This window comes from Siansivirga zeaxanthinifaciens CC-SAMT-1 (assembly GCF_000941055.1).
Lineage (GTDB): Bacteria > Bacteroidota > Bacteroidia > Flavobacteriales > Flavobacteriaceae > Siansivirga > Siansivirga zeaxanthinifaciens.
Genome location: NZ_CP007202.1, coordinates 701,680 through 721,276, shown reverse-complemented (window position 1 = coordinate 721,276; position 19,597 = coordinate 701,680). Strand labels below are relative to the sequence as shown.

The 19,597-nt window shown below is 35.0% G+C and carries 18 protein-coding genes and 1 pseudogene; 9 read left to right on the top strand and 10 right to left on the bottom strand.

Annotation, left to right across the window (positions count from 1 at the left end):
* Positions 1 to 69 precede the first annotated feature (69 nt).
* From trhO to AW14_RS03255, 9 genes are all read left to right on the top strand, one after another.
* Positions 70 to 1,140 (top strand): oxygen-dependent tRNA uridine(34) hydroxylase TrhO, encoded by a 1,071-nt coding sequence (gene trhO / locus AW14_RS03295; protein WP_044637522.1) that lies wholly within the window; start codon positions 70 to 72, stop codon positions 1,138 to 1,140.
* A 7-nt stretch (positions 1,141 to 1,147) separates the two neighbouring features.
* On the top strand, positions 1,148 to 2,392 hold the full coding sequence (locus tag AW14_RS03290; protein WP_044637521.1) for a peptidase U32 family protein: 1,245 nt from the start codon (positions 1,148 to 1,150) through the stop codon (positions 2,390 to 2,392).
* Complete coding sequence (locus tag AW14_RS03285) at positions 2,392 to 2,622, top strand: ferredoxin (RefSeq protein ID WP_044637520.1); 231 nt, start codon at positions 2,392 to 2,394, stop codon at positions 2,620 to 2,622. Before AW14_RS03290 ends, AW14_RS03285 begins: the two co-directional genes overlap by 1 nt.
* A 114-nt stretch (positions 2,623 to 2,736) precedes the next feature.
* Entirely contained in the window at positions 2,737 to 3,972 is a 1,236-nt protein-coding gene (locus AW14_RS03280) for a PSP1 domain-containing protein (RefSeq protein WP_044637519.1), read from the top strand.
* Complete coding sequence (locus AW14_RS03275) at positions 3,959 to 4,453, top strand: gliding motility lipoprotein GldH (protein WP_044637518.1); 495 nt, start codon at positions 3,959 to 3,961, stop codon at positions 4,451 to 4,453. The genes AW14_RS03280 and AW14_RS03275 overlap by 14 nt, the downstream gene beginning before the upstream one ends.
* A 67-nt stretch (positions 4,454 to 4,520) precedes the next feature.
* The gene (locus AW14_RS03270) at positions 4,521 to 6,860 is read left to right on the top strand and encodes a penicillin-binding protein 1A (protein ID WP_044637517.1); all 2,340 of its coding nucleotides are present in this window, start codon (positions 4,521 to 4,523) and stop codon (positions 6,858 to 6,860) included.
* A 124-nt stretch (positions 6,861 to 6,984) separates the two neighbouring features.
* Positions 6,985 to 7,686: a CoA transferase subunit A gene (locus tag AW14_RS03265; RefSeq protein WP_044637516.1), complete on the top strand. Its 702-nt coding sequence runs from the start codon at positions 6,985 to 6,987 to the stop codon at positions 7,684 to 7,686.
* A 23-nt stretch (positions 7,687 to 7,709) separates the two neighbouring features.
* Positions 7,710 to 8,063: a four helix bundle protein gene (locus AW14_RS03260; RefSeq protein ID WP_044637515.1), complete on the top strand. Its 354-nt coding sequence runs from the start codon at positions 7,710 to 7,712 to the stop codon at positions 8,061 to 8,063.
* A gap of 39 nt (positions 8,064 to 8,102) precedes the next feature.
* Positions 8,103 to 8,756 carry a CoA transferase subunit B gene (locus tag AW14_RS03255; protein ID WP_044637514.1) on the top strand — a complete coding sequence of 218 codons (654 nt, stop codon included), beginning with the start codon at positions 8,103 to 8,105 and terminating at the stop codon, positions 8,754 to 8,756.
* A 280-nt stretch (positions 8,757 to 9,036) separates the two neighbouring features.
* On the opposite strand, the gene AW14_RS03245 is transcribed toward AW14_RS03255, so the two are convergent.
* The 10 genes and pseudogenes from AW14_RS03245 to nhaA all read right to left on the bottom strand — a co-directional run bounded on the left by AW14_RS03245 (position 9,037) and on the right by nhaA (position 19,591).
* Entirely contained in the window at positions 9,037 to 10,716 is a 1,680-nt protein-coding gene (locus AW14_RS03245; RefSeq protein ID WP_044637512.1) for an ABC transporter ATP-binding protein, read from the bottom strand.
* Positions 10,716 to 11,429, bottom strand: coding sequence for a 3'-5' exonuclease (locus tag AW14_RS03240; RefSeq protein WP_044637511.1), 714 nt, complete (start codon positions 11,427 to 11,429; stop codon positions 10,716 to 10,718). Before AW14_RS03240 ends, AW14_RS03245 begins: the two co-directional genes overlap by 1 nt.
* Positions 11,429 to 13,180: a DUF4153 domain-containing protein gene (locus AW14_RS14390; protein ID WP_052647418.1), complete on the bottom strand. Its 1,752-nt coding sequence runs from the start codon at positions 13,178 to 13,180 to the stop codon at positions 11,429 to 11,431. The genes AW14_RS03240 and AW14_RS14390 overlap by 1 nt, the downstream gene beginning before the upstream one ends.
* A gap of 1 nt (position 13,181) precedes the next feature.
* Positions 13,182 to 14,336, bottom strand: a complete 1,155-nt coding sequence (locus tag AW14_RS03230) for a serine hydrolase domain-containing protein (RefSeq protein WP_044637510.1) — start codon at positions 14,334 to 14,336, stop codon at positions 13,182 to 13,184.
* Positions 14,337 to 14,398: 62 nt separating this feature from the next.
* A pseudogene (locus tag AW14_RS03225) lies at positions 14,399 to 14,871 on the bottom strand (methylated-DNA--[protein]-cysteine S-methyltransferase).
* Between the two features lie 3 nt (positions 14,872 to 14,874).
* A complete protein-coding gene (locus tag AW14_RS03220) occupies positions 14,875 to 15,993 on the bottom strand; it encodes a CNNM domain-containing protein (RefSeq protein WP_044637509.1) in 1,119 nt (372 codons plus the stop codon).
* An 18-nt stretch (positions 15,994 to 16,011) separates the two neighbouring features.
* Positions 16,012 to 17,001, bottom strand: coding sequence for a porphobilinogen synthase (hemB, locus tag AW14_RS03215; protein ID WP_044637508.1), 990 nt, complete (start codon positions 16,999 to 17,001; stop codon positions 16,012 to 16,014).
* A gap of 9 nt (positions 17,002 to 17,010) precedes the next feature.
* On the bottom strand, positions 17,011 to 17,397 hold the full coding sequence (locus tag AW14_RS03210) for a YchJ family protein (protein WP_044637507.1): 387 nt from the start codon (positions 17,395 to 17,397) through the stop codon (positions 17,011 to 17,013).
* Positions 17,397 to 18,299, bottom strand: a complete 903-nt coding sequence (gene hemF, locus AW14_RS03205; RefSeq protein WP_044637506.1) for an oxygen-dependent coproporphyrinogen oxidase — start codon at positions 18,297 to 18,299, stop codon at positions 17,397 to 17,399. Before hemF ends, AW14_RS03210 begins: the two co-directional genes overlap by 1 nt.
* A 2-nt stretch (positions 18,300 to 18,301) precedes the next feature.
* Entirely contained in the window at positions 18,302 to 19,591 is a 1,290-nt protein-coding gene (nhaA, locus tag AW14_RS03200; RefSeq protein WP_044637505.1) for a Na+/H+ antiporter NhaA, read from the bottom strand.
* Positions 19,592 to 19,597 lie beyond the last annotated feature (6 nt).

The window sequence follows — 19,597 nt, the reverse complement described above, 5'->3', positions numbered from 1 at the left end:
CTGGTTTTTTTTAAAATCGTACTTTTGTGCCTTTAAAATATTCTTTAACCTTAAATAAATTAGTATAGCATGCAACTGTACAATAAATTAAGCGCAAAAGAAAGAGCCGAATTAATCGATAAAACAGGTAAAAATCGATTAACACTTTCTTTTTATCAGTACGCCAAAATAGACAACCCACAATCGTTTAGAGACCACTTGTTTATAACCTGGGATTCCTTAGAGGTTTTAGGCAGAATTTATGTCGCTCACGAAGGCATTAATGCCCAGTTATCGCTCCCTGCCGACCGTTTCAACGAGTTTAAAGCCCATTTAGATAGTATCGATTTTTTAAAAGATATTCGTTTAAATATTGCTGTAGAACAGGATAATAAATCGTTTTTAAAACTAAAAATTAAGGTTCGTAACAAAATTGTTGCCGATGGTTTAAACGACGATACTTTCGATGTTACCAACAAAGGTGTTCATTTAAAAGCTGAAGAATTTAATCGCTTTATTGAAGATGAAAATACCGTTTTGGTAGATATGCGAAATCATTACGAAAGTGAAATAGGCCATTTTAAAAATGCCGTAACACCCGATGTAGATACCTTTAGAGAATCGTTAGATATTATTGAAGACGATTTAAAAAATCATAAAGAAGACAAAAATCTAGTAATGTATTGTACCGGTGGTATTCGTTGCGAAAAAGCCAGTGCTTATTTTAAACACAAAGGGTTTAAAAACGTTTATCAGTTAGAAGGAGGTATTATCGAGTACACACGACAAGTAAAGGAATACAATCTGGAAAATAAATTTTTAGGTCAAAATTTCGTGTTCGATGAAAGACGTGCCGAGCGCATTAGCGACGATGTTATAGCCAATTGCCACCAATGCGGAACCCCTTTCGATGTGCATACCAATTGCGCAAACGATGCTTGCCATTTGTTGTTTATTCAATGCGATGCCTGTAAAGAAGAAATGAATAATTGTTGCTCTACAACCTGCAAAGAAATTCATGCGCTTCCTTACGAAGAGCAAAAAGAACTTAGAAAAGGTCAAGCCAATAGCAACGATATTTTTAAAAAAGGGCGTGCCGACCACTTACCATACAAAAAGGATTTAAGGAATATTTTCGATCATTTCAATTCTAAAAAGTAGTTTTAAAATGCAAAAAATTGAATTAATGGCTCCTGCAGGAAATTTCGAATCTTTGCAGGCGGCTTTAGACAATGGTGCAGATTCTATTTATTTTGGAGTAGAGCAACTTAACATGCGTGCGCGAGCATCTATAAATTTTACTTTAGATGATTTACCAGAAATAGCAAAACGTTGTCAGGCTAAAGGGGTTCGAACGTATTTAACTTTAAATACGATTATTTACGACCACGATTTATCTATCGTAAAAACCTTAATTACTAAAGCCAAAGCAGCAGGAATTACGGCCGTTATTGCCATGGATCAGGCGGTTATTATGACAGCCAGAGAAATTGGTATGGAAGTGCATATTTCAACACAAATAAACATAACCAATATTGAAACTGTTAAGTTTTACGCCCTATTTGCAGACACCATGGTTTTAAGTCGTGAGTTAAGTTTAAGGCAGGTTAAAAAAATTACCGAACAAATTGAAAAAGATCAGGTAAAAGGGCCATCGGGTAAATTAGTTGAAATTGAAATTTTTGGTCACGGGGCACTTTGTATGGCTGTTTCAGGTAAATGTTACATGAGTTTACACGCCTATAATTCTTCGGCCAATCGTGGGGCATGCAAGCAAAATTGCAGAAAAAAATATACGGTTATCGAACAGGAAACAGGTTTTGAGATGGAAATTGATAACGAGTATATTATGTCTCCAAAAGATTTATGTACTATCGATATTCTCGATCAGGTGGCCGATGCAGGTATTAAGGTTTTAAAAATTGAAGGTCGTGGTCGTGCTCCCGAATATGTAGCCAAAGTAATTAAGTGTTACCGGGAGGCGATTAATAGTTTAGAAACTAAAACTTTCGATAAAGAAAAAGTTATTTCTTGGATGCAAGAACTTGAAAAAGTTTATAATCGCGGTTTTTGGAATGGTTATTATTTGGGACAAAAACTGGGGGCGTGGAGCGAAGGTTCGGGTTCTCATGCCACACAAAAAAAAGTTTACATTGGTAAGGGCACACACTTTTTTCCTAAACCTCAAATTGGCGAGTTTAAAATTGAAGCATACGATGTTACCGTTGGCGATACCATTTTAATAACAGGGCCAACTACTGGGGCTAAAGAATTGGAGGTAACCGAAATGATGGTGAATGATGCCAAATCTACAAAAGGAACTAAAGGCGATTTAGTTACTATTCCGCTTGGTTTTAGAATAAGACCTTCAGATAAATTATATAAAATTGTTGAAAATAAAGTTGAAGCATAATGGTTGTTATTACCCTACAGCGTAACAAATGTATTGGTTGCAACTATTGTGTAGAATTTGCACCAAAACATTTTCAAATGTCTAAAAAAGACGGAAAAACAGTCTTGTTGCATGGTGTAGATAAAAAAGGCTTTTTCACTTTAAAATCTAACGATCATACTATTTTAGAAGCTTGCGAAAATGCTTCAAAAGCGTGTCCGGTAAAGATAATAGACGTAAAAGACATTTAATTTTTATTCAATTTAAATAGTCAATATAATAATCTTATCTTTACCTTTTAAAAATATTTATAAACCTTCATTCGTAATAAGTTTATTATTAACGAATTCAATATATAAAATCATATGGCTTGTAACAGTTGTTCAACTGGAAAAGACGGTCAACCTAAAGGATGTAAAAATAATGGCACATGCGGTACCGATAGTTGTAATAAACTAACGGTTTTCGATTGGCTTTCAAATATGTCGCTTCCTAACGGAGAAAAACCGTTTCCTTGGGTTGAGGTTCGTTTTAAAAACGGAAGAAAAGATTACTATCAAAATACCGAGAATATAACCCTTAGTATTGGCGATGTTGTTGCTACACAGGCTCAAGCTGGTCATGATATTGGTATGGTTACCTTAACAGGCGAATTGGTTCGTGTTCAAATGAAACGAAAAAACATTCCTGAAAATCAAGACGAATTTTTAAAGATTTACCGTAAAGCAAGTCAGAAAGACATCGATATATGGAAAGCAGCGCGCGATCGAGAAGAACCAATGAAGGTGCGTGCTCGTCAATTTGCAATCGATTTAAATTTGCAAATGAAAATCTCCGATATCGAATTTCAGGGCGATGCTAGTAAAGCCACGTTTTATTATACTGCCGAAGATCGCGTCGATTTTCGTGAGCTTATCAAAGTGTTTGCACGCGAGTTTAAAACGCGTATAGAAATGAAACAAGTAGGGTTTCGCCAAGAAGCATCACGTCTTGGAGGCATTGGGTCTTGTGGGCGCGAATTATGTTGTTCTACATGGCTTACAGATTTTCGTTCGGTAAGTACTTCAGCAGCACGATATCAGCAATTATCATTAAACCCACAAAAACTTGCTGGGCAATGTGGAAAATTAAAATGTTGTTTAAATTATGAGTTAGACACCTATTTAGATGCATTAAAAAGTTTTCCAAAAACAGACATTAAACTGTATACAGAAAAAGGTGTGGCCGTATGCCAAAAAACCGATATATTTAAAGGGCATATGTGGTATGCTTACGAAGGCGAATGGGCCAACTGGCACAAAATTACTACCGAGCAAGCCAACGAAATTATTGCTTTAAATAAGAAGAAAGAAAAAGTTGTTAGTCTAGAAGAATATGCTTCAGATCTTATTGAAGATACTAAAAATGAGTTTGAAAACGTTGTTGGTCAAGATAGTTTAACACGCTTCGATGATCCAAAACCGAATAAAAGACGTAAAAACAATAGGAACAAGAATAATAAGAACAACAAGAACGCTAATACCAAGAATAACAACACCAACAATAAGCCCAGAAACAATAACAAAAGAAAACCTCAAACGAATAAAGATGCTAAGAAATAGTGTTTGGTTACTTTTTTTAATTTTTTCGTTCTTATTTGTCGCTTGCGATTCGAATAGCGTTTACGACGTTTATAAATCGGTGCCGCAGAAGTGGCATAAAAATTCTATTGTAACGTTTCAATTAAAGGCTCCAGATTCAACAAACGCTTACAATTTATTTGTAAACCTTAGAAACACTAACGATTACAAATACAATAACTTGTTTTTAATTGTTGAAATGGTTTTTCCGCATGGTAAAACAATTAAGGATACTTTAGAGTATAAAATGGCAGACCCCACAGGCAAACTGTTAGGCACAGGTTTTACCGATGTAAAAGAAAATAAACTGTGGTATAAAGAAGCTGTTGTTTTTAAAGAAGCAGGAACCTATACTGTAAACATACAACAAGCCATGCGAGAACACGGCAAAGTGAATGGCGTTGTTGATTTAGAAGGTATTACAGATGTTGGATTTAGAGTAGAAAAAATAAATCAAGAATAAATTTTTAAGATCATTTCATTTTTGTCAAAGTGAACATGTATCAAAATTATTACCTCAAAGACATTACATGACAACAAAAAAACAAACACCACCAACACAAGATTTTTCTAAATATGTGCGTTGGTTTTGGATCGTATTCTCAGGCGCTATTTTATTTGTTATTCTTATATTTTTATTGGCTTCATGGGGTGCTTTTGGTGAAATGCCAGATCATACGGTACTAGAAAATCCTAAAACAAATTTAGCTGCCGAGATTATATCTTCTGATGGAAAAACCATTGGTAAATTTTATTTAAACGATAATAGAACCCCTATTAGTTACGAAGATTTGCCAAAACATTTAGTTGATGCCTTAATTGCAACCGAAGACGCCCGTTTTCAAAGTCATTCGGGAATCGATGCTATTGGTACATTAAGAGCTGTTGTTAAATTAGGCGGTGGCGGTGGTGCCAGTACCATTTCCCAACAATTGGCAAAACAGTTATTTCATGGTGAAGGCTCTAAAAACATAGTTGAGCGTATGCTTCAAAAAGTTAAGGAATGGATTATAGCCATTCGTTTAGAACGCCAATATACCAAAGAAGAAATTATAGCACAATATTTCAATATATACGATTTTGGTAACAATGCCGATGGTATTCGCAGCGCCGCCAGAATTTATTTTGGTAAAGAGCCAAAAGATTTAGATTTAAAAGAATCGGCTATGTTGGTGGGTATGTTTAAAAATTCATCACTATACAATCCAAGACCCAATAGAAACCCTATAGGTGTTAGAAACCGTAGAAATGTGGTTTTAGCACAAATGTATAAATATGATTTTATTGATGAAAAAGTAAAAGATTCACTTCAAAAAACCGATTTAGATTTAAATTATAATCCAGAATCGCATCGTGAAGGTATTGCAACTTATTTTAGAACATACCTCGATGGTTTTATGAAAGATTGGATTAAAAACAATCCGAAACCTGACGGAAGCAAATGGAATTTATACAACGACGGTTTAAAAATTTACACGACCATCGACTCGCGAATGCAACAGTATGCCGAGAATGCGGTAGAGCAGCATATGGCACGATTACAAAAAGAATTTTTTAATCAAAATACGCCCGAACGTAATGCTACGGCTCCTTTTTTAGATTTAAATAACGATGAAATTGAAAGCTTAATGAATCGTTCTATGCGTCAGTCTGAACGTTGGCGACACATGAAATACGATTTAAAAAAATCGGATGCAGAGATAAAAGCGTCTTTTCAAAAGCCTACCGAAATGACAGTTTTTGCCTATGTTAAAGGAAAACCTTCAGAGATAGATACCATAATGAAACCTATGGATTCTATGCGTTACTATAAATCGTTTTTACGCACAGGTATGATGTCTATGGATCCTCAAACCGGTCATGTTAAAGCATGGGTTGGTGGTGTAAATTATCGTCATTTTCAATACGATATGGTAAAACAAGGAAAACGCCAAGTGGGTTCTACATTTAAGCCTTTTGTTTATACCACAGCCATCGATCAATTACATTATTCGCCTTGCGATGAATTTCCAGATACACCTTTTTGTATAGAAAAAAACAAGTTTGGAAACCCAGAAGATTGGTGCCCTCAAAATTCCGATGGAAAATATGGTGGTATTAGAACCTTAAAAAATGCGTTGGCTAATTCGGTTAATACGGTTACGGCGCGTTTAATGGATAAAGTTGGACCTAAAACCGTTATCGATTTAGTTAAAAAATTGGGTATAGACTCCAATATCCCCGAAGTACCATCTATTGCTTTAGGTACTGCCGATATAAGTGTTTACGAAATGGTTGGTGCCTATGCAGCATTTGCTAATAAAGGGGTTTATACTAAGCCTGTAATGGTTACAACCATAGAAGATAAAAATGGTACGGTTTTATATCAATTTAAACCCGAAACTCGAGATGTAGTTGGCGAAGAAACAGCCTATGTTACTGTGAAACTTTTAGAAGGGGTTACGCAATATGGTTCTGGAGCCAGATTAAGACGCACCGGAGAGCCTTACGGCGTTTATAAAGAAATAATTACAGGTTACCCTTATGCGTTTACAAACCCTATTGCCGGTAAAACAGGTACTACGCAAAACCAAAGTGATGGTTGGTTTATGGGTATGGTACCCAATTTAGTAACTGGTGTTTGGGTAGGCGCAGAAGATAGAGCAGCCCATTTTAGAACTATAACATACGGACAAGGTGCTGCCATGGCATTGCCTATTTGGGGGTTATATATGAAAAGTTGTTATAAAGATGAAACGCTAAACGTTTCTACCGGTAATTTCGATGTGCCTAAAGAACTTTCAATTAATGTAGATTGTTCTGGAAATTCTGAAGGAGAGCGAATGGAAGATGCCAAAGAAAAGGTTGAAGAAGAATTAGATTTCGGATAAATTTCGAATTTAAAGCACACATAATTTTTAAAAGCCACTCGTTTTCGAGTGGCTTTTTTATTTCAAATCTGGTTTAGTTTATAATTTGATTATTTGTAAATTTATAAGGTAAAATTTAACGATAATGATTAATAAGAAGGTAAATAATGTCAATATAGCCTTGCAAGGCGTAAAAGACGGTATGACTTTTATGCTTGGTGGTTTTGGTTTAAGTGGTATTCCAGAAAATGCCATTGCAGAATTAGTTAAACTTGGGGTTAAAGATTTAACCTGTATTTCTAACAATGCAGGAGTAGACGATTTTGGCTTAGGCTTATTGCTTCAAAAGCATCAAATAAAGAAAATGATTTCCTCTTATGTTGGTGAAAATGATGAATTTGAACGCCAAATACTTTCGGGCGAGTTGGACGTAGAACTGATTCCGCAAGGCACTTTAGCAGAACGTTGTCGCGCAGCCCAAGCAGGATTTCCTGCTTTTTATACGCCTGCTGGTTATGGTACTGAAGTTGCAGAGGGCAAAGAAACCCGCGAATTCGATGGCAAAATGTATGTTTTAGAACAGGCCTTTAAAGCCGATTTTGCCTTTGTTAAAGCCTGGAAAGGCGATCCGGCTGGTAACTTAATTTTTAAAGGAACGGCTCGAAATTTTAATCCCGTTATGTGCGGAGCCGCTAAAATTACAGTTGCCGAGGTTGAAGAGCTGGTGCCACTGGGAAGTTTAGACCCCAATCAAATCCATATTCCAGGAATTTTTGTGCAACGTATTTTTCAAGGAGAACACTACGAAAAACGTATTGAGCAACGCACTGTTAGAGCAAGAAATTAATTTGATGATTAGTTAATTTGAAAATGAGGAATGATACAGATAATTTAATTGTTAGATTAACATTTGAATTGGCACTAGATGTCGTTTCATTTTCTGAAAGAATTAGAGTAGGAAATAGGTTTGAAATGGCTTCACAAATTTTTAGAAGTGGTACTTCTATTGGAGCTAACATTCGTGAAGCTCAAAATGCTGAAAGTAAACGAGATTTTATTCATAAGTTCAAAATAGCAGCAAAAGAAGCCGATGAATTAGAGTATTGGTTGAAACTTTGTAAAGCTTCAGAACATTATCCAAACCCTGATGAAAAATTATTAAGCGATTTAAAATCTGTCATTTTAATCATTTCTAAAATTATTTCATCTAGTAAAAAGGTATAATTGGCTAATTTTCAAATCATCACATCAAAATATTAGAATATGTTAGATAAAACAGGAATAGCAAAACGCATAGCAAAAGAGGTTAAAGATGGTTACTATGTAAATTTAGGTATAGGTATACCAACCTTGGTTGCAAATTATGTACGCGATGATATTGAAGTAGAATTTCAAAGTGAAAATGGCGTTTTAGGCATGGGGCCGTTTCCGTTTGAAGGTGAAGAAGATGCCGATGTTATTAATGCAGGAAAACAAACCATAACCACACTGCCAGGTGCTAGTTTTTTCGATTCTGCCATGAGTTTTTCAATGATTAGGGGTAAGCATGTCGATTTAACTATTTTGGGCGCTATGGAAGTGTCTGAGCAAGGTGATATTGCCAATTGGAAAATACCCGGCAAAATGGTAAAGGGAATGGGTGGTGCTATGGATTTGGTAGCCAGTGCAGAAAATATAATAGTTGCCATGATGCATACCAATAGAGCAGGAGAGTCAAAATTACTTAAAAGCTGTAGTTTACCATTAACAGGCGTTCGTTGTGTAAAACGGATTGTTACAAATTTAGCCGTATTAGAAATTACAGAAGCTGGTTTTAAACTCTTGGAACGCGCTCCTGGAGTGTCTGTAGACACCATTAAAAAGGCCACCGAGGGGACTTTAATTATTGAAGGAGATATACCCGAAATGAAGCTTTAAACAGATGAAATACACTTCAAATGTTAAATATTTATGCGTTTTATCGATTTAAAATGTTTTTTAGCGATTAAATTGAAAATCTGTTCTATATTTATAATCCCCAATGAAACCAAAGTTAAATATAGATTTCCCCAAATCTACCATAAACTTAAAGCTTATGAATTTTGCAACCAATCTACCTGAACAACCTACATTTAATGATAGTAAATTCAAGCAAACACTTCGCGAGAATTTAAAGTTTATAAAAGGTTTATTTTATTTAACCAAGAAGATTTTTATGCTATAACCCTTTTGGGATGGCATCAATAAGTTTTTTTGTATAAGCAGTTTTTGGTGTGCTGTAAATAACATCGGCATTATCTAACTCCTCAATTTTTCCTTTATTCATAACCAATAGCTGGTCGCTCATATATTTCACAACGGCTAAATCGTGTGATATAAATATGTAGGTAAACCCAAAAGTTTCTTTTAAATCATTCAATAAATTTAAAACCTGAGCTTGCACCGAAATATCAAGCGCAGAAACCGACTCGTCGCAAACTATAAGTTTGGGTTGTAAAGCAATGGTTCTGGCTATACCAATACGTTGTCTTTGTCCGCCAGAAAACTCATGAGGATAGCGGTTAAAATAGGCTTCAGATAAGCCTACTTTATTAAGAATATCGATGGTTTTTTCTTTACGTTCTGCTTCAGAACGATAAAGATTATGAACTTTCATGGGCTCCATGATAGCTTCACCAACCGGAATTCTGGGGTTTAATGAAGAATAAGGATCTTGAAATATAATCTGAATGTCTTTTCTAAGCTTCTTAATTTCAGAATTTGACAGTATTGTAATATCGACTCCCTTATACAAAATTTGTCCGGCGGTAGCTTTATCTAATTGAAGAATTGCATTTCCCAAAGTCGATTTTCCACAACCCGACTCGCCCACCAAACCTAAAGTTTCACCTTCATATAATTTAAAACTAACATTATCTACGGCCTTAAATACATCTGGTTTTTTAAACCATCCGCTTTTAGAAATATATGCTTTTTCAACGTTAATAACCTCTAGTAAAGGTGACTTGCTGTAAATAAGCTGGTGTTTTTTAGCCCGGTCTTCGGAAGTTATAATATCTGTTTTGGTGGTTTTATTTAAATAATCGTTTATGGTTGGTAAAACCTGTAAACGTGTGTGTAATGAAGGGCGCGCGTTTATTAATGCTTTGGTGTAAATATGTTGCGGTTTATTAAATAGGGTGTTTGCATCGCCTTGCTCTACAATATCGCCTTTATACATTACTAAAATACGATGGGCAATTTCAGATATTAACGACAAATCGTGTGTTATAAAAATAACGCTCATTTTTGTTTCTGTTTGGAGCGTTTTTAAAAGCTTAATGATATCTTTTTGTACGGTAACATCTAAGGCGGTTGTTGGCTCGTCTGCAATTAAAATATCGGGTTTACAGGCAATGGCCATGGCAATCATTACCCGTTGTTTTTGACCTCCAGAAATTTCATGCGGATACGCATTAAAAATACGTTCTGGTGTTGGCAGTTTTACTTTTTCAAATAGTAAAAGGGTTTCTTCTTTAGCTAACGGTTTTGTTAATGCGGTATGCTGTAATAATATTTCCTGAACCTGTTTACCACAAGTCATAGAAGGATTTAAAGAACTCATAGGTTCCTGAAAAATCATGGCAATTTTGTGGCCTCTAATGGTTTGAAATTTTTTTGAAGACAGATGTGTTAGATCCTGATTTTTGTATAAAATACTACCCGACGTAATTTTAGAAACTTTTTTGGGCAGCAATCCTAAAATGGCTAGCGAAGACACCGATTTTCCCGAACCCGATTCGCCCACAATGCCTAATATTTCATTTTGATTTAAATGATAGGAAATGTTATGTATTACTTCATTTTTTCCGAATGAAATAGACAAATTTTTAATTTCTAAAATAGGATTTTCCTGCATTATATATGAATAATTTCATTGTCATGAAGAATATCATCTCCACGCAATCTTAAAAATATTTGAGCAACGGCTATGGTGTCTTTTTCGCAATACGTAACAATTCTGTCAATTTCATTTTCCTCGTAATAAACCCTGTAAACTTCACTACCGTCTATATCGTCTTTGGGCGATGGTATGCCTAAAACATTGGTTAACAACTTTAAAGAGGTGTAGGTTTTATAGTCGCCAAATTTCCATAAATCTAAAGTATCTAAATGGGGCACTTCCCATGGTTTTTTCCCAAAAAGATTTAATTTATAAGGCAATTTTATGCGGTTAATAATCATGCGGCGTGCAATATACGGAAAGTCGAATTCTTTACCATTGTGCGCGCAAAGCAGGTGTTTGGTTTCGCTAAAATGCGTGACAAGTAAATTTTTAAAATCTTTTAAAATTTTAATTTCGTCACCATAAAAGGAGGTCACTCTAAAGTTTCTAAGGTCGCCTTTAAAAGTAAAGTAACCCACAGAAATACACACAATTTTACCAAATTCGGCCCAAATGCCTGCGCGGTCGTAAAATGCTTCAGCCGTAAAATCGTCTTTTCGTTGGTATTGCGATTTGTGTTCCCAAAGCGCTTGCTTGGTTTCATCTAAATCAGAGAAATGCTGAACTTCCGGAACGGTTTCAATATCAAGAAATAATATGTTTTCTAAGTTAAGTTTGGAAATCATTATTCAATAAAAACAAAGGTGGTTAAGTTTTGTATTTTAATCTTATCGTTTTCGTAATCAATGTTTAAAGCTTCTACGATAAGCTTCATTTGAATGCTGTCATTTTTCAAAATAAAAGTCATTTCATCTGCATTGAAAGATTCATAATAAGGTCCCGACTTTTTATCGATGAGTGATTTTAAATTCAATTTAAATATAATCTCATCCTCTTTTTTAACAACAGCTTCAGTTTTATTATTTATTAATTCAAATTTGAAATCGTTAACGGTGTTGTTTTCTGCGTGTTCTAAAAAACTAACGTAATGCATGGTTTTATAACCAGTTACATCTGTTTTTAGTGTGGTTTTATCTAAGTTAAATGACCAATATTTAAAGCGGTCTTTTAGGCTGTCTTTTGGTTTAATAATTGATAAACTGTCTAAAATATATTCTGTATTTAAGTAGTAGTAGCTGTATTTTGAGGTTCTTTTTTTGTAGATGCTATCTAATTCTACGCCAACAATTGGATTGAGATATTTTAAATTTTCTCTTTTATGGAAGTATTTTAAAACCGATTCTAAGGTTTCGTATTCCTCTAAAGTAGCTTGGTTACTATTGGATTTTACTTTTTTAAAAGTATTTTCAAATTGTGAAAACTGACTGTTTTTAGATACATTAAAAGCACTCCAAAAACCAAACGAGCTAAGAAGCGTAATAACCGTAAGGCTAATAGGAAGTATTTTTAAATATTTGTTTTTGCTTATTAGTAAATACAGCGTCATGCCAGTAATCCAGAGTGCTAACATTAAAACAAAGTACCTGTTTTCGGTGATGCCGTAATCTCCAATACGTTTTACAATGGCAATAAAAAGTAAAATTAAAAGTGGCGAAAGTAAGTAGTAAAACCATGGATAAAATCTGTTAATTACGGGCGATTTTATGGTTTTTTGTATGGGATTAATCATGGTTTGAATACTAAAACCAAGCAACGATAACGCAATAATTAAATATGAAACCCAACCTTTTGGAAGATTCCATGTAAATAAAATTTTAAAACTATAGGCATATAAAATGATAAGATACAGTAAAACCAAGGGTATTAAAATGTATTTTACAAAAACCTCTAAAGCTTTATTATAGCTTATAACCGTTTGATTTTGAATGTCTTTCGGAAAGTCTGATAAATAGGTCCAGGTATTAACAATACCTAAACAGAAAACAAATATTTGAAAATAGCGTTCGCCTTTTATACTAACATTAAATAAATATTCAATAGCCAAGAGTGCCAACGACAAGCCTAAATACAAAACAATAGAAAAAAGTGAACTTCTACCTATGGCGATAAAAACCATTTTTAAGTAATTCCAGAAGGCATTTTTATTCCAGGTATTTAAAAAAGGCGCTACAAATAAAAAAAGATGTCCGGCAACTAGATATAATAAAAACCTTGAGTAATGAATGGGGTTTTTGAAACTATCTACCAATGGTAAATAAAAATAAAAACCCATTAGAAGTGCAATGGTTATTAATGAAAACCACCATTTTTTGTGGCTATTGGTTTGTTGTTCAACGAGAAAACGGGTTCCAATTAGCCAGCTAATTCCTAAAAATAGGGTTGAAATTTCTCTTATATGCTCGTCAAAATCGATATCAAATTCAATAAGGAATAGCACGAAAAAAGTGCCCAAAATAGCCCAGGAAAGTGTTATTGGGAATCTTAAAAAAGCCGATTTTGCTTTTTCTGTAATTTCACTAAAATTGAAAAGCTTCATATTATTTCGAGTTTAGCATGTTGTAAGCTTCATCAATATACGTACTAATATCTTGTGTAAACGAACCTACTTCTACATTAGACCCTTTAGAATGCCCGAGTCTTACAATAATAACATTATCGTTGGGTTCAACAATAACATATTGACCCAAATGACCACGCATCATAAAAAAGTTTTTACCATTTTGTTGTTTAAGCCACCACCCGTAACCGTATTCTGGAGCGTCTTTAAACCTTGGTTTTATAGATTTAGCAACAAACGCCGAGTCTAAAATTTGTTTTCCGTTCCATTTACCAAAGTCTTTGTAAAGCTTCCCAAAACGGGCAAAATCTTTGGCGTTGCTGGCGATACAGCAATAGGCTTTTACTAAATCGTGGGCTTCACTATCTACTTGCCAAAGGGTTTCGTTTTCGCAGCCCAGCGGTTTCCAGAAACTTTCCTCTAAATACGAATACATTTTTTTGCCTGTAGCTTTTTCGATAACCATGGCAAGCATTTGTGTGTCTCCACTGGCGTATTTAAATTTTTTACCGGGTTCGTCTACTACTTTTAAGCCCAGCATAACTTTTTCTAAATCATCATCAAAATAAGCACGTGTGGTAATAGATAATGGTGAATAATAAGCCTCATCCCAGTTGGTTCCAGAACACATACTGGATAAATCGCCAACAGTCATTTTAGCGGCTAAACCCTCACTAAATGTTGGTAGAAAATCCCCAACAGGTTGGTCTAAACTTTTAATATAACCATCTTGTATGGCTTTGCCCATAAGGCCAGAAACATAACTTTTAGCCATAGAAAAGGAATTACTTTTAGAGTCTTCTCCAAAACCATCGTAATAGTTTTCAAACCAAATACTATCATTTTTAATAATAACGTAGGCAATGGTGCCATTGGCTTTATTAATCTGGCTGAGGGCTTCTGTTTCTTTTACTGTGTTATATTCTTTGTGGTTTGGCCAGGGTTGGGGTGTGCCAATCTCGATAGGCTGGTTGTCGAATTTTTTATAATCTTCTAAATAAGCTGTAGAATGGCCTGTTAAATAAATAGTTCGAACGGCTTTAAGAAGATAATCGGTGTCTGTAATGTAAAGTGTAATAATTAATAAGGCTATTAAAATGCCTAACCATTTAAAGAGTTTTTTAAGGAATTTCATTACAACATGTTTAGTTGAAATAAATATATGAATTTACAGTTAGATTCCTGCGTTTGTTTTAATTAAAATAAAGCCACTTGTTTAGACGGGTTTTCGTGTTCTAAAAGCCATTTTTTACAATGCAATCCGCCGGCATAACCTGTTAAACTGCCATCGCTACCAACAACCCGATGACAAGGAATAACAATCCAAAGCGGATTTTTACCATTCGCATTTGCAACGGCTCTTATGGCTTTAACGTCGCCCAGTTTTTTTGCTAATTCTAAATATGAAATGGTTTTACCAAAGGAAATGTGCTCTAGTTGTTTCCAAACTTTTTTCTGAAATTCGGTGCCTTCGGGTTGTAATTTTAAGCTGAAATGTTTGCGAGAACCTTCAAAATATTCGTTCAATTGATTAACGCATGTTTTCAGCGAAAGCGGAATCGTTTACTTAATTTTTCTTCAGTATTTAAAATAGAAATAGATGAAATTCCTGAAGCATCACCAATAATTTTAGCACAACCTAAAGGGGTATTGATGATGCAAGTTTCCATTGTTTATTTGCGGTTGTTATTATCAAAAATACCTAGCTTTTTAGCGCGAGATTCCCAGCTTTTTCTGGCTAAATGTTGCAGGTCGCTTACATGATCGCTTTCATCCATTATTTCTAAACCTAAAAGGGTTTCAATAACATCTTCCATGGTTACAAGGCCACTCACGCTTCCGTATTCATCGACTACCAAAGCCATATGGTTTCGGCTTTCAATTAATTGTTCGAATAAACTAGGAATGGGTAAATTTCTGTGAATAATAATGATATTTCTTTTTAAATCGGATAGGGGTTTTGAGCCATTATCTAAGGCCATTTCTTTAAAAATTTCGTCCTTTAAAACGAGTCCGATAATATTATCTGTATTTTCAGAATAAATAGGCACTCTCGAAAAACGAAGATTTAAATTTTGTTTGAAAAAAGTTTCAACGGTTGTATTGTGGTTTTCGGTTTTCATGACGGTTCGTGGTGTCATGATATCTTTCGCTAAAATTTCTTTAAAAATTAAAAGGTTTTTAATGATTTTACTTTCATTTTCCTGAAACACACCTTCTTTATGAGCCATATCGGTCATTGCTTGGAAATCTTCTCTACTTAGAACGCTGCCGTGATGTCCTTTACCACCAATTAACTTCGTGGTTAGTTGCAAAAGCCATAATATACCAGTCCATTTTAATGGAAAAATAAGAATATGAAGCGCTTTTGTAGTGAAATTGGCCAGAAGCTTCCAGTAGGTAGCGCCAATGGTTTTTGGAATAATTTCTGAAGCTACTAAGATAAGAACAGTCATTATAGAAGATACGACTCCCACCATAACATCTTCTGTAAATTTAATACCAAAAAATATTTTAACCTCGTTGCCAAATGCTTCTGCATAGGCTGTTTTTGCCTGAACACCTACCAAAATGGCGCCCACAGTATGGGCAATGGTATTTAGTGTTAAAATAGCAATTAAAGGGCGATCGACATCTTTTTTTAAAGCTTCTAAACTATTTGCATACTGCTTGCCTGCTTGTTTTTGAAGATTTATAAATGTTGGTGTAACACTTAATAAAACAGCTTCTAGAATAGAACACAAGAAAGAAAAGAAAATGGAAATAAAAGCATAAAATAAGAGCAAGCCCATACGTTTTGTTTTTTTAATTTACGAAATTAATTTTACTACATCTTTAGCAAAATAAGATGCTATAATATCGCCTCCCGCTCGTTTAATTGCGGTAACTTGTTCCATCATGACGGCATCGTGGTCTAGCCAGCCTTTTTCGGCGGCGGCTTTTAACATGGCATATTCGCCAGATACTTGATAAACAGCCACAGGAACATCGAAAGTATTTTTAATTTCACGAACGATGTCTAAATAGCACAAACCTGGTTTTACCATAACAATATCGGCACCTTCGTTAATATCCATTTCGGTTTCACGAATGGCCTCGATGCGGTTGGCGTAATCCATTTGATAGGTTTTTTTGTCTTTTGGAATGTTTACCATATCGACAGGAGCCGAGTCTAGCGCATCACGAAAAGGCCCGTAAAACGCCGATGCATATTTCGCCGAATAACTCATAATCCCCGTATTTATAAACCCTTCGTTTTCTAACAATTCTCGTATTTCTAAAATACGACCATCGTTCATGTCGCTTGGCGCAACAAAATCGGCACCCGCTTGTGCGTGGGTAAGCGCCATTTCGGCTAAAACATGAGACGATTCATCGTTTAAAATAATGCCGTTTTTTACAATACCATCATGTCCGTAAGACGAATAAGGGTCTAAGGCAACATCGGTCATTACCAACATATCCGGACATGCATTTTTTACGGTTTTAACAGCACGTTGCATGAGTCCGTTTGGGTTTAATGCTTCGGTACCTTTATTGTCTTTTAAATGGTCTGGTACTTTGGCAAACAGCAACACCGATTTTAAGCCTAAACTCCAGAGTTCTTTTACTTCTTGTTCCAGTAAATCTAAACTGTATCTAAAGTAGTTAGGCATCGATGGGATTTCATCTTTTACACCCTTGCCTTCTACAACAAAAAGCGGCACTAAAAAATCGTTTGGGTGTATAATAGTTTCACGAACCATACTTCTAATGGCTTCGTTGGTTCTTAATCGTCTGTTTCTTCGTAATGGGAACATATGTTTTATTTATTTACTGTAACCTAAATATTTCCAGGTATTATTTTCTTTTATAAATGCTGATTTTTCATGGATAACCTCTACGTTTCCGTTTTCATAAAAATACGCATTAAATGTAACTGTACCTTCGTTATCTTGTTCTTTACCTTTTGATGTTTCTAAAACCTCAAGTTTTATCCATTGCACCGATTTTGCCCAATTGGTAATGGCTTTTTTCTCTTTTATTGGCCTGGTGCTACTGTGGTGGCTTTCCATTAAATAATCGCCATTTGCTAAAACAAAAGCACTGTATCTGGAGCGCATAAGTTGTTCGGCTGTTTTAACCTGGGCTAGTTGGTTATGAGCAATTTCACAGCAGTTTTTATAGGGTTTTAAACTTCCGCAGTAACAATTCATTACACCCAGTTTTTAGGATTTTTTAAAACATTTAAAAGTGTTTCTTCTTCGCTTCCAGGCTCTGGATTGTGGTCGTAAACCCACTGAACGTGCGGTGGCAAACTCATTAAAATACTTTCTATACGCCCGTTGGTTTTTAAACCAAATAAGGTGCCTTTATCGTGAACTAAATTAAACTCAACGTAACGCCCTCGTCTTATTTCCTGCCAATCGCGTTGTGCTTTGGAGTAAGGTAAATTTTTGCGTTTCTCTACAATTGGAACATATGCTTCTAGAAAACTATTACCTACTTCGGTAACAAAATTGTACCAGTTTTCCATGCTCATTTGGTCTGTGGTTTTGCAATAATCGAAAAACAAACCACCTACGCCTCTAGATTCGTTACGATGGGTATTATAAAAATATTCGTCGCATCGCTTTTTATAGGTTTCATAAAACTCTGGATTATGATTGTCGCAAGCTGTTTTACAGGTTTGGTGAAAATGAATGGCATCTTCTTCAAACAAATAATAAGGTGTTAAATCTTGTCCGCCACCAAACCATTGGTCTACAATTTCGCCATCTTGATTATACATTTCAAAATAACGCCAATTAGCATGAACCGTAGGAACCATAGGGTTTTTAGGGTGTAAAACCAAACTTAAACCACAGGCAAAAAAATTAGCATCTGTTACACCAAAATAGGCTTGCATACTCTCTGGTAATTTACCGTGCACACCAGAAATGTTTACCCCACCTTTTTCAAACACATTTCCGTTTTCTATAACACGGGTGCGACCGCCACCGCCTTCAGGGCGTTCCCAAAGGTCTTCTTTAAAGCGTGCTTTACCATCGACTTCTTCTAATTTTGAAGTGATGGCGTCTTGTAAAGTTTGTATGTATTGATAAAATGTGTCTTTCATTATTATTTTTTCAATTTTAAAATAAAATAACCAATTATGGCGGCAACAATAGAGCCAATTAAGATGCCTATTTTGGCAGAATCGATATAATAATCATTACCAGCAAAAGCTAAGCTATCGATAAATATTGCCATAGTAAACCCTATACCAGCTAAAAACGATACACCTATAATGTGCCAATTAGTAATGTCTTTTGGAATTTCAATTAGCTTCATTTTTTTAGCAAATAACACGATGGCCGAAATACCAATGCTTTTTCCTAAAACCAAACAAATAATAATATTGGTTGCTAGTGCCGTTTCTAAAGAAATAGAGCTATCTATAACCACACCAGCGTTAGCTAATGCGAAAATGGGAATTATAAAGTAAGCTACCCAGTCGTGTAAATTGTGCTCTAAATGTTGTAGTGGCGATTGAAATTTGTGCGTCCAGGCTTCTAAATCGTCTATTTCCTGAATTTGTTCTCTTGACAAAATAGGTTTGTTTAATACCGATGCTTTTTTAATGTTATTGGTTATTTCTTCTAAATTTTGAACAAATTCGGTGGTTCTAATTTTTTGCTGAATAGGTACCGAAAAAGCCAATAAAATACCCGCCAAAGTTGGATGTATGCCCGATTTTAAAAACAAGGTCCAAATAATTATGCCTAATACAATCATTAAGAATTTAGAATAAAACCCTCTAAACGATAAAAAATAAAGTATGGCTAAAAGCACGAAGGCTATTAGTAACAAACTCATTTTAATGGTACCACTATAAAACAGAGCAATAACAATAACGGCCCCCAAATCGTCTACTATCGCGAATGCGGTTAAAAACACTTTAAGACTTAAAGGCACTTTATTACCTAAAACTTTTAAAATAGCCAACGAGAATGCAATGTCGGTAGCCATTGGGATGCCCCAACCTTTAAAAGTTTCTGGGTTATTGTTAAGTAGTATAAACAACCCAACAGGTATAATCATACCTCCCAAAGCACCAACTAAGGGGAAGGCTATTTTTTTTGCTGAATTTAATTCGCCAATAAGAAATTCACGTTTTATTTCTAACCCAATTAAAAAGAAGAAAATAGCCATGAGGCCATCGTTAATCCATAGAATAAGCGGTTTGTTTAATTCGAAACTAGGTACCGAAAAGCCGAATTTGTATTGCCAGAGTGTTGTGTAGCTTTCAGACCATGGGGAATTGGCCCAAATAAGGGCTATAACCGTGGCAAAGAATAATAGAATACCACTAAAACTTTCGATTTTTACAAATTTTTGAAATGGTGATAAAAGATTCTTTTCGCTCATGGTTTT

Bases quoted from the DNA above. Each gene is read 5' to 3' on its own strand.
- trhO (WP_044637522.1), top strand. From the start codon at position 70: ATGCAACTGTACAATAAATTAAGCGCAAAAGAAAGAGCCGAATTAATC.
- AW14_RS03290 (WP_044637521.1), top strand. From the start codon at position 1,148: ATGCAAAAAATTGAATTAATGGCTCCTGCAGGAAATTTCGAATCTTTG.
- AW14_RS03285 (WP_044637520.1), top strand. From the start codon at position 2,392: ATGGTTGTTATTACCCTACAGCGTAACAAATGTATTGGTTGCAACTAT.
- AW14_RS03280 (WP_044637519.1), top strand. From the start codon at position 2,737: ATGGCTTGTAACAGTTGTTCAACTGGAAAAGACGGTCAACCTAAAGGA.
- AW14_RS03275 (WP_044637518.1), top strand. From the start codon at position 3,959: ATGCTAAGAAATAGTGTTTGGTTACTTTTTTTAATTTTTTCGTTCTTA.
- AW14_RS03270 (WP_044637517.1), top strand. From the start codon at position 4,521: ATGACAACAAAAAAACAAACACCACCAACACAAGATTTTTCTAAATAT.
- AW14_RS03265 (WP_044637516.1), top strand. From the start codon at position 6,985: ATGATTAATAAGAAGGTAAATAATGTCAATATAGCCTTGCAAGGCGTA.
- AW14_RS03260 (WP_044637515.1), top strand. From the start codon at position 7,710: ATGAGGAATGATACAGATAATTTAATTGTTAGATTAACATTTGAATTG.
- AW14_RS03255 (WP_044637514.1), top strand. From the start codon at position 8,103: ATGTTAGATAAAACAGGAATAGCAAAACGCATAGCAAAAGAGGTTAAA.
- AW14_RS03245 (WP_044637512.1), bottom strand. From the start codon at position 10,716: ATGCAGGAAAATCCTATTTTAGAAATTAAAAATTTGTCTATTTCATTC.
- AW14_RS03240 (WP_044637511.1), bottom strand. From the start codon at position 11,429: ATGATTTCCAAACTTAACTTAGAAAACATATTATTTCTTGATATTGAA.
- AW14_RS14390 (WP_052647418.1), bottom strand. From the start codon at position 13,180: ATGAAGCTTTTCAATTTTAGTGAAATTACAGAAAAAGCAAAATCGGCT.
- AW14_RS03230 (WP_044637510.1), bottom strand. From the start codon at position 14,336: ATGAAATTCCTTAAAAAACTCTTTAAATGGTTAGGCATTTTAATAGCC.
- AW14_RS03220 (WP_044637509.1), bottom strand. From the start codon at position 15,993: ATGGGCTTGCTCTTATTTTATGCTTTTATTTCCATTTTCTTTTCTTTC.
- hemB (WP_044637508.1), bottom strand. From the start codon at position 17,001: ATGTTCCCATTACGAAGAAACAGACGATTAAGAACCAACGAAGCCATT.
- AW14_RS03210 (WP_044637507.1), bottom strand. From the start codon at position 17,397: ATGAATTGTTACTGCGGAAGTTTAAAACCCTATAAAAACTGCTGTGAA.
- hemF (WP_044637506.1), bottom strand. From the start codon at position 18,299: ATGAAAGACACATTTTATCAATACATACAAACTTTACAAGACGCCATC.
- nhaA (WP_044637505.1), bottom strand. From the start codon at position 19,591: ATGAGCGAAAAGAATCTTTTATCACCATTTCAAAAATTTGTAAAAATC.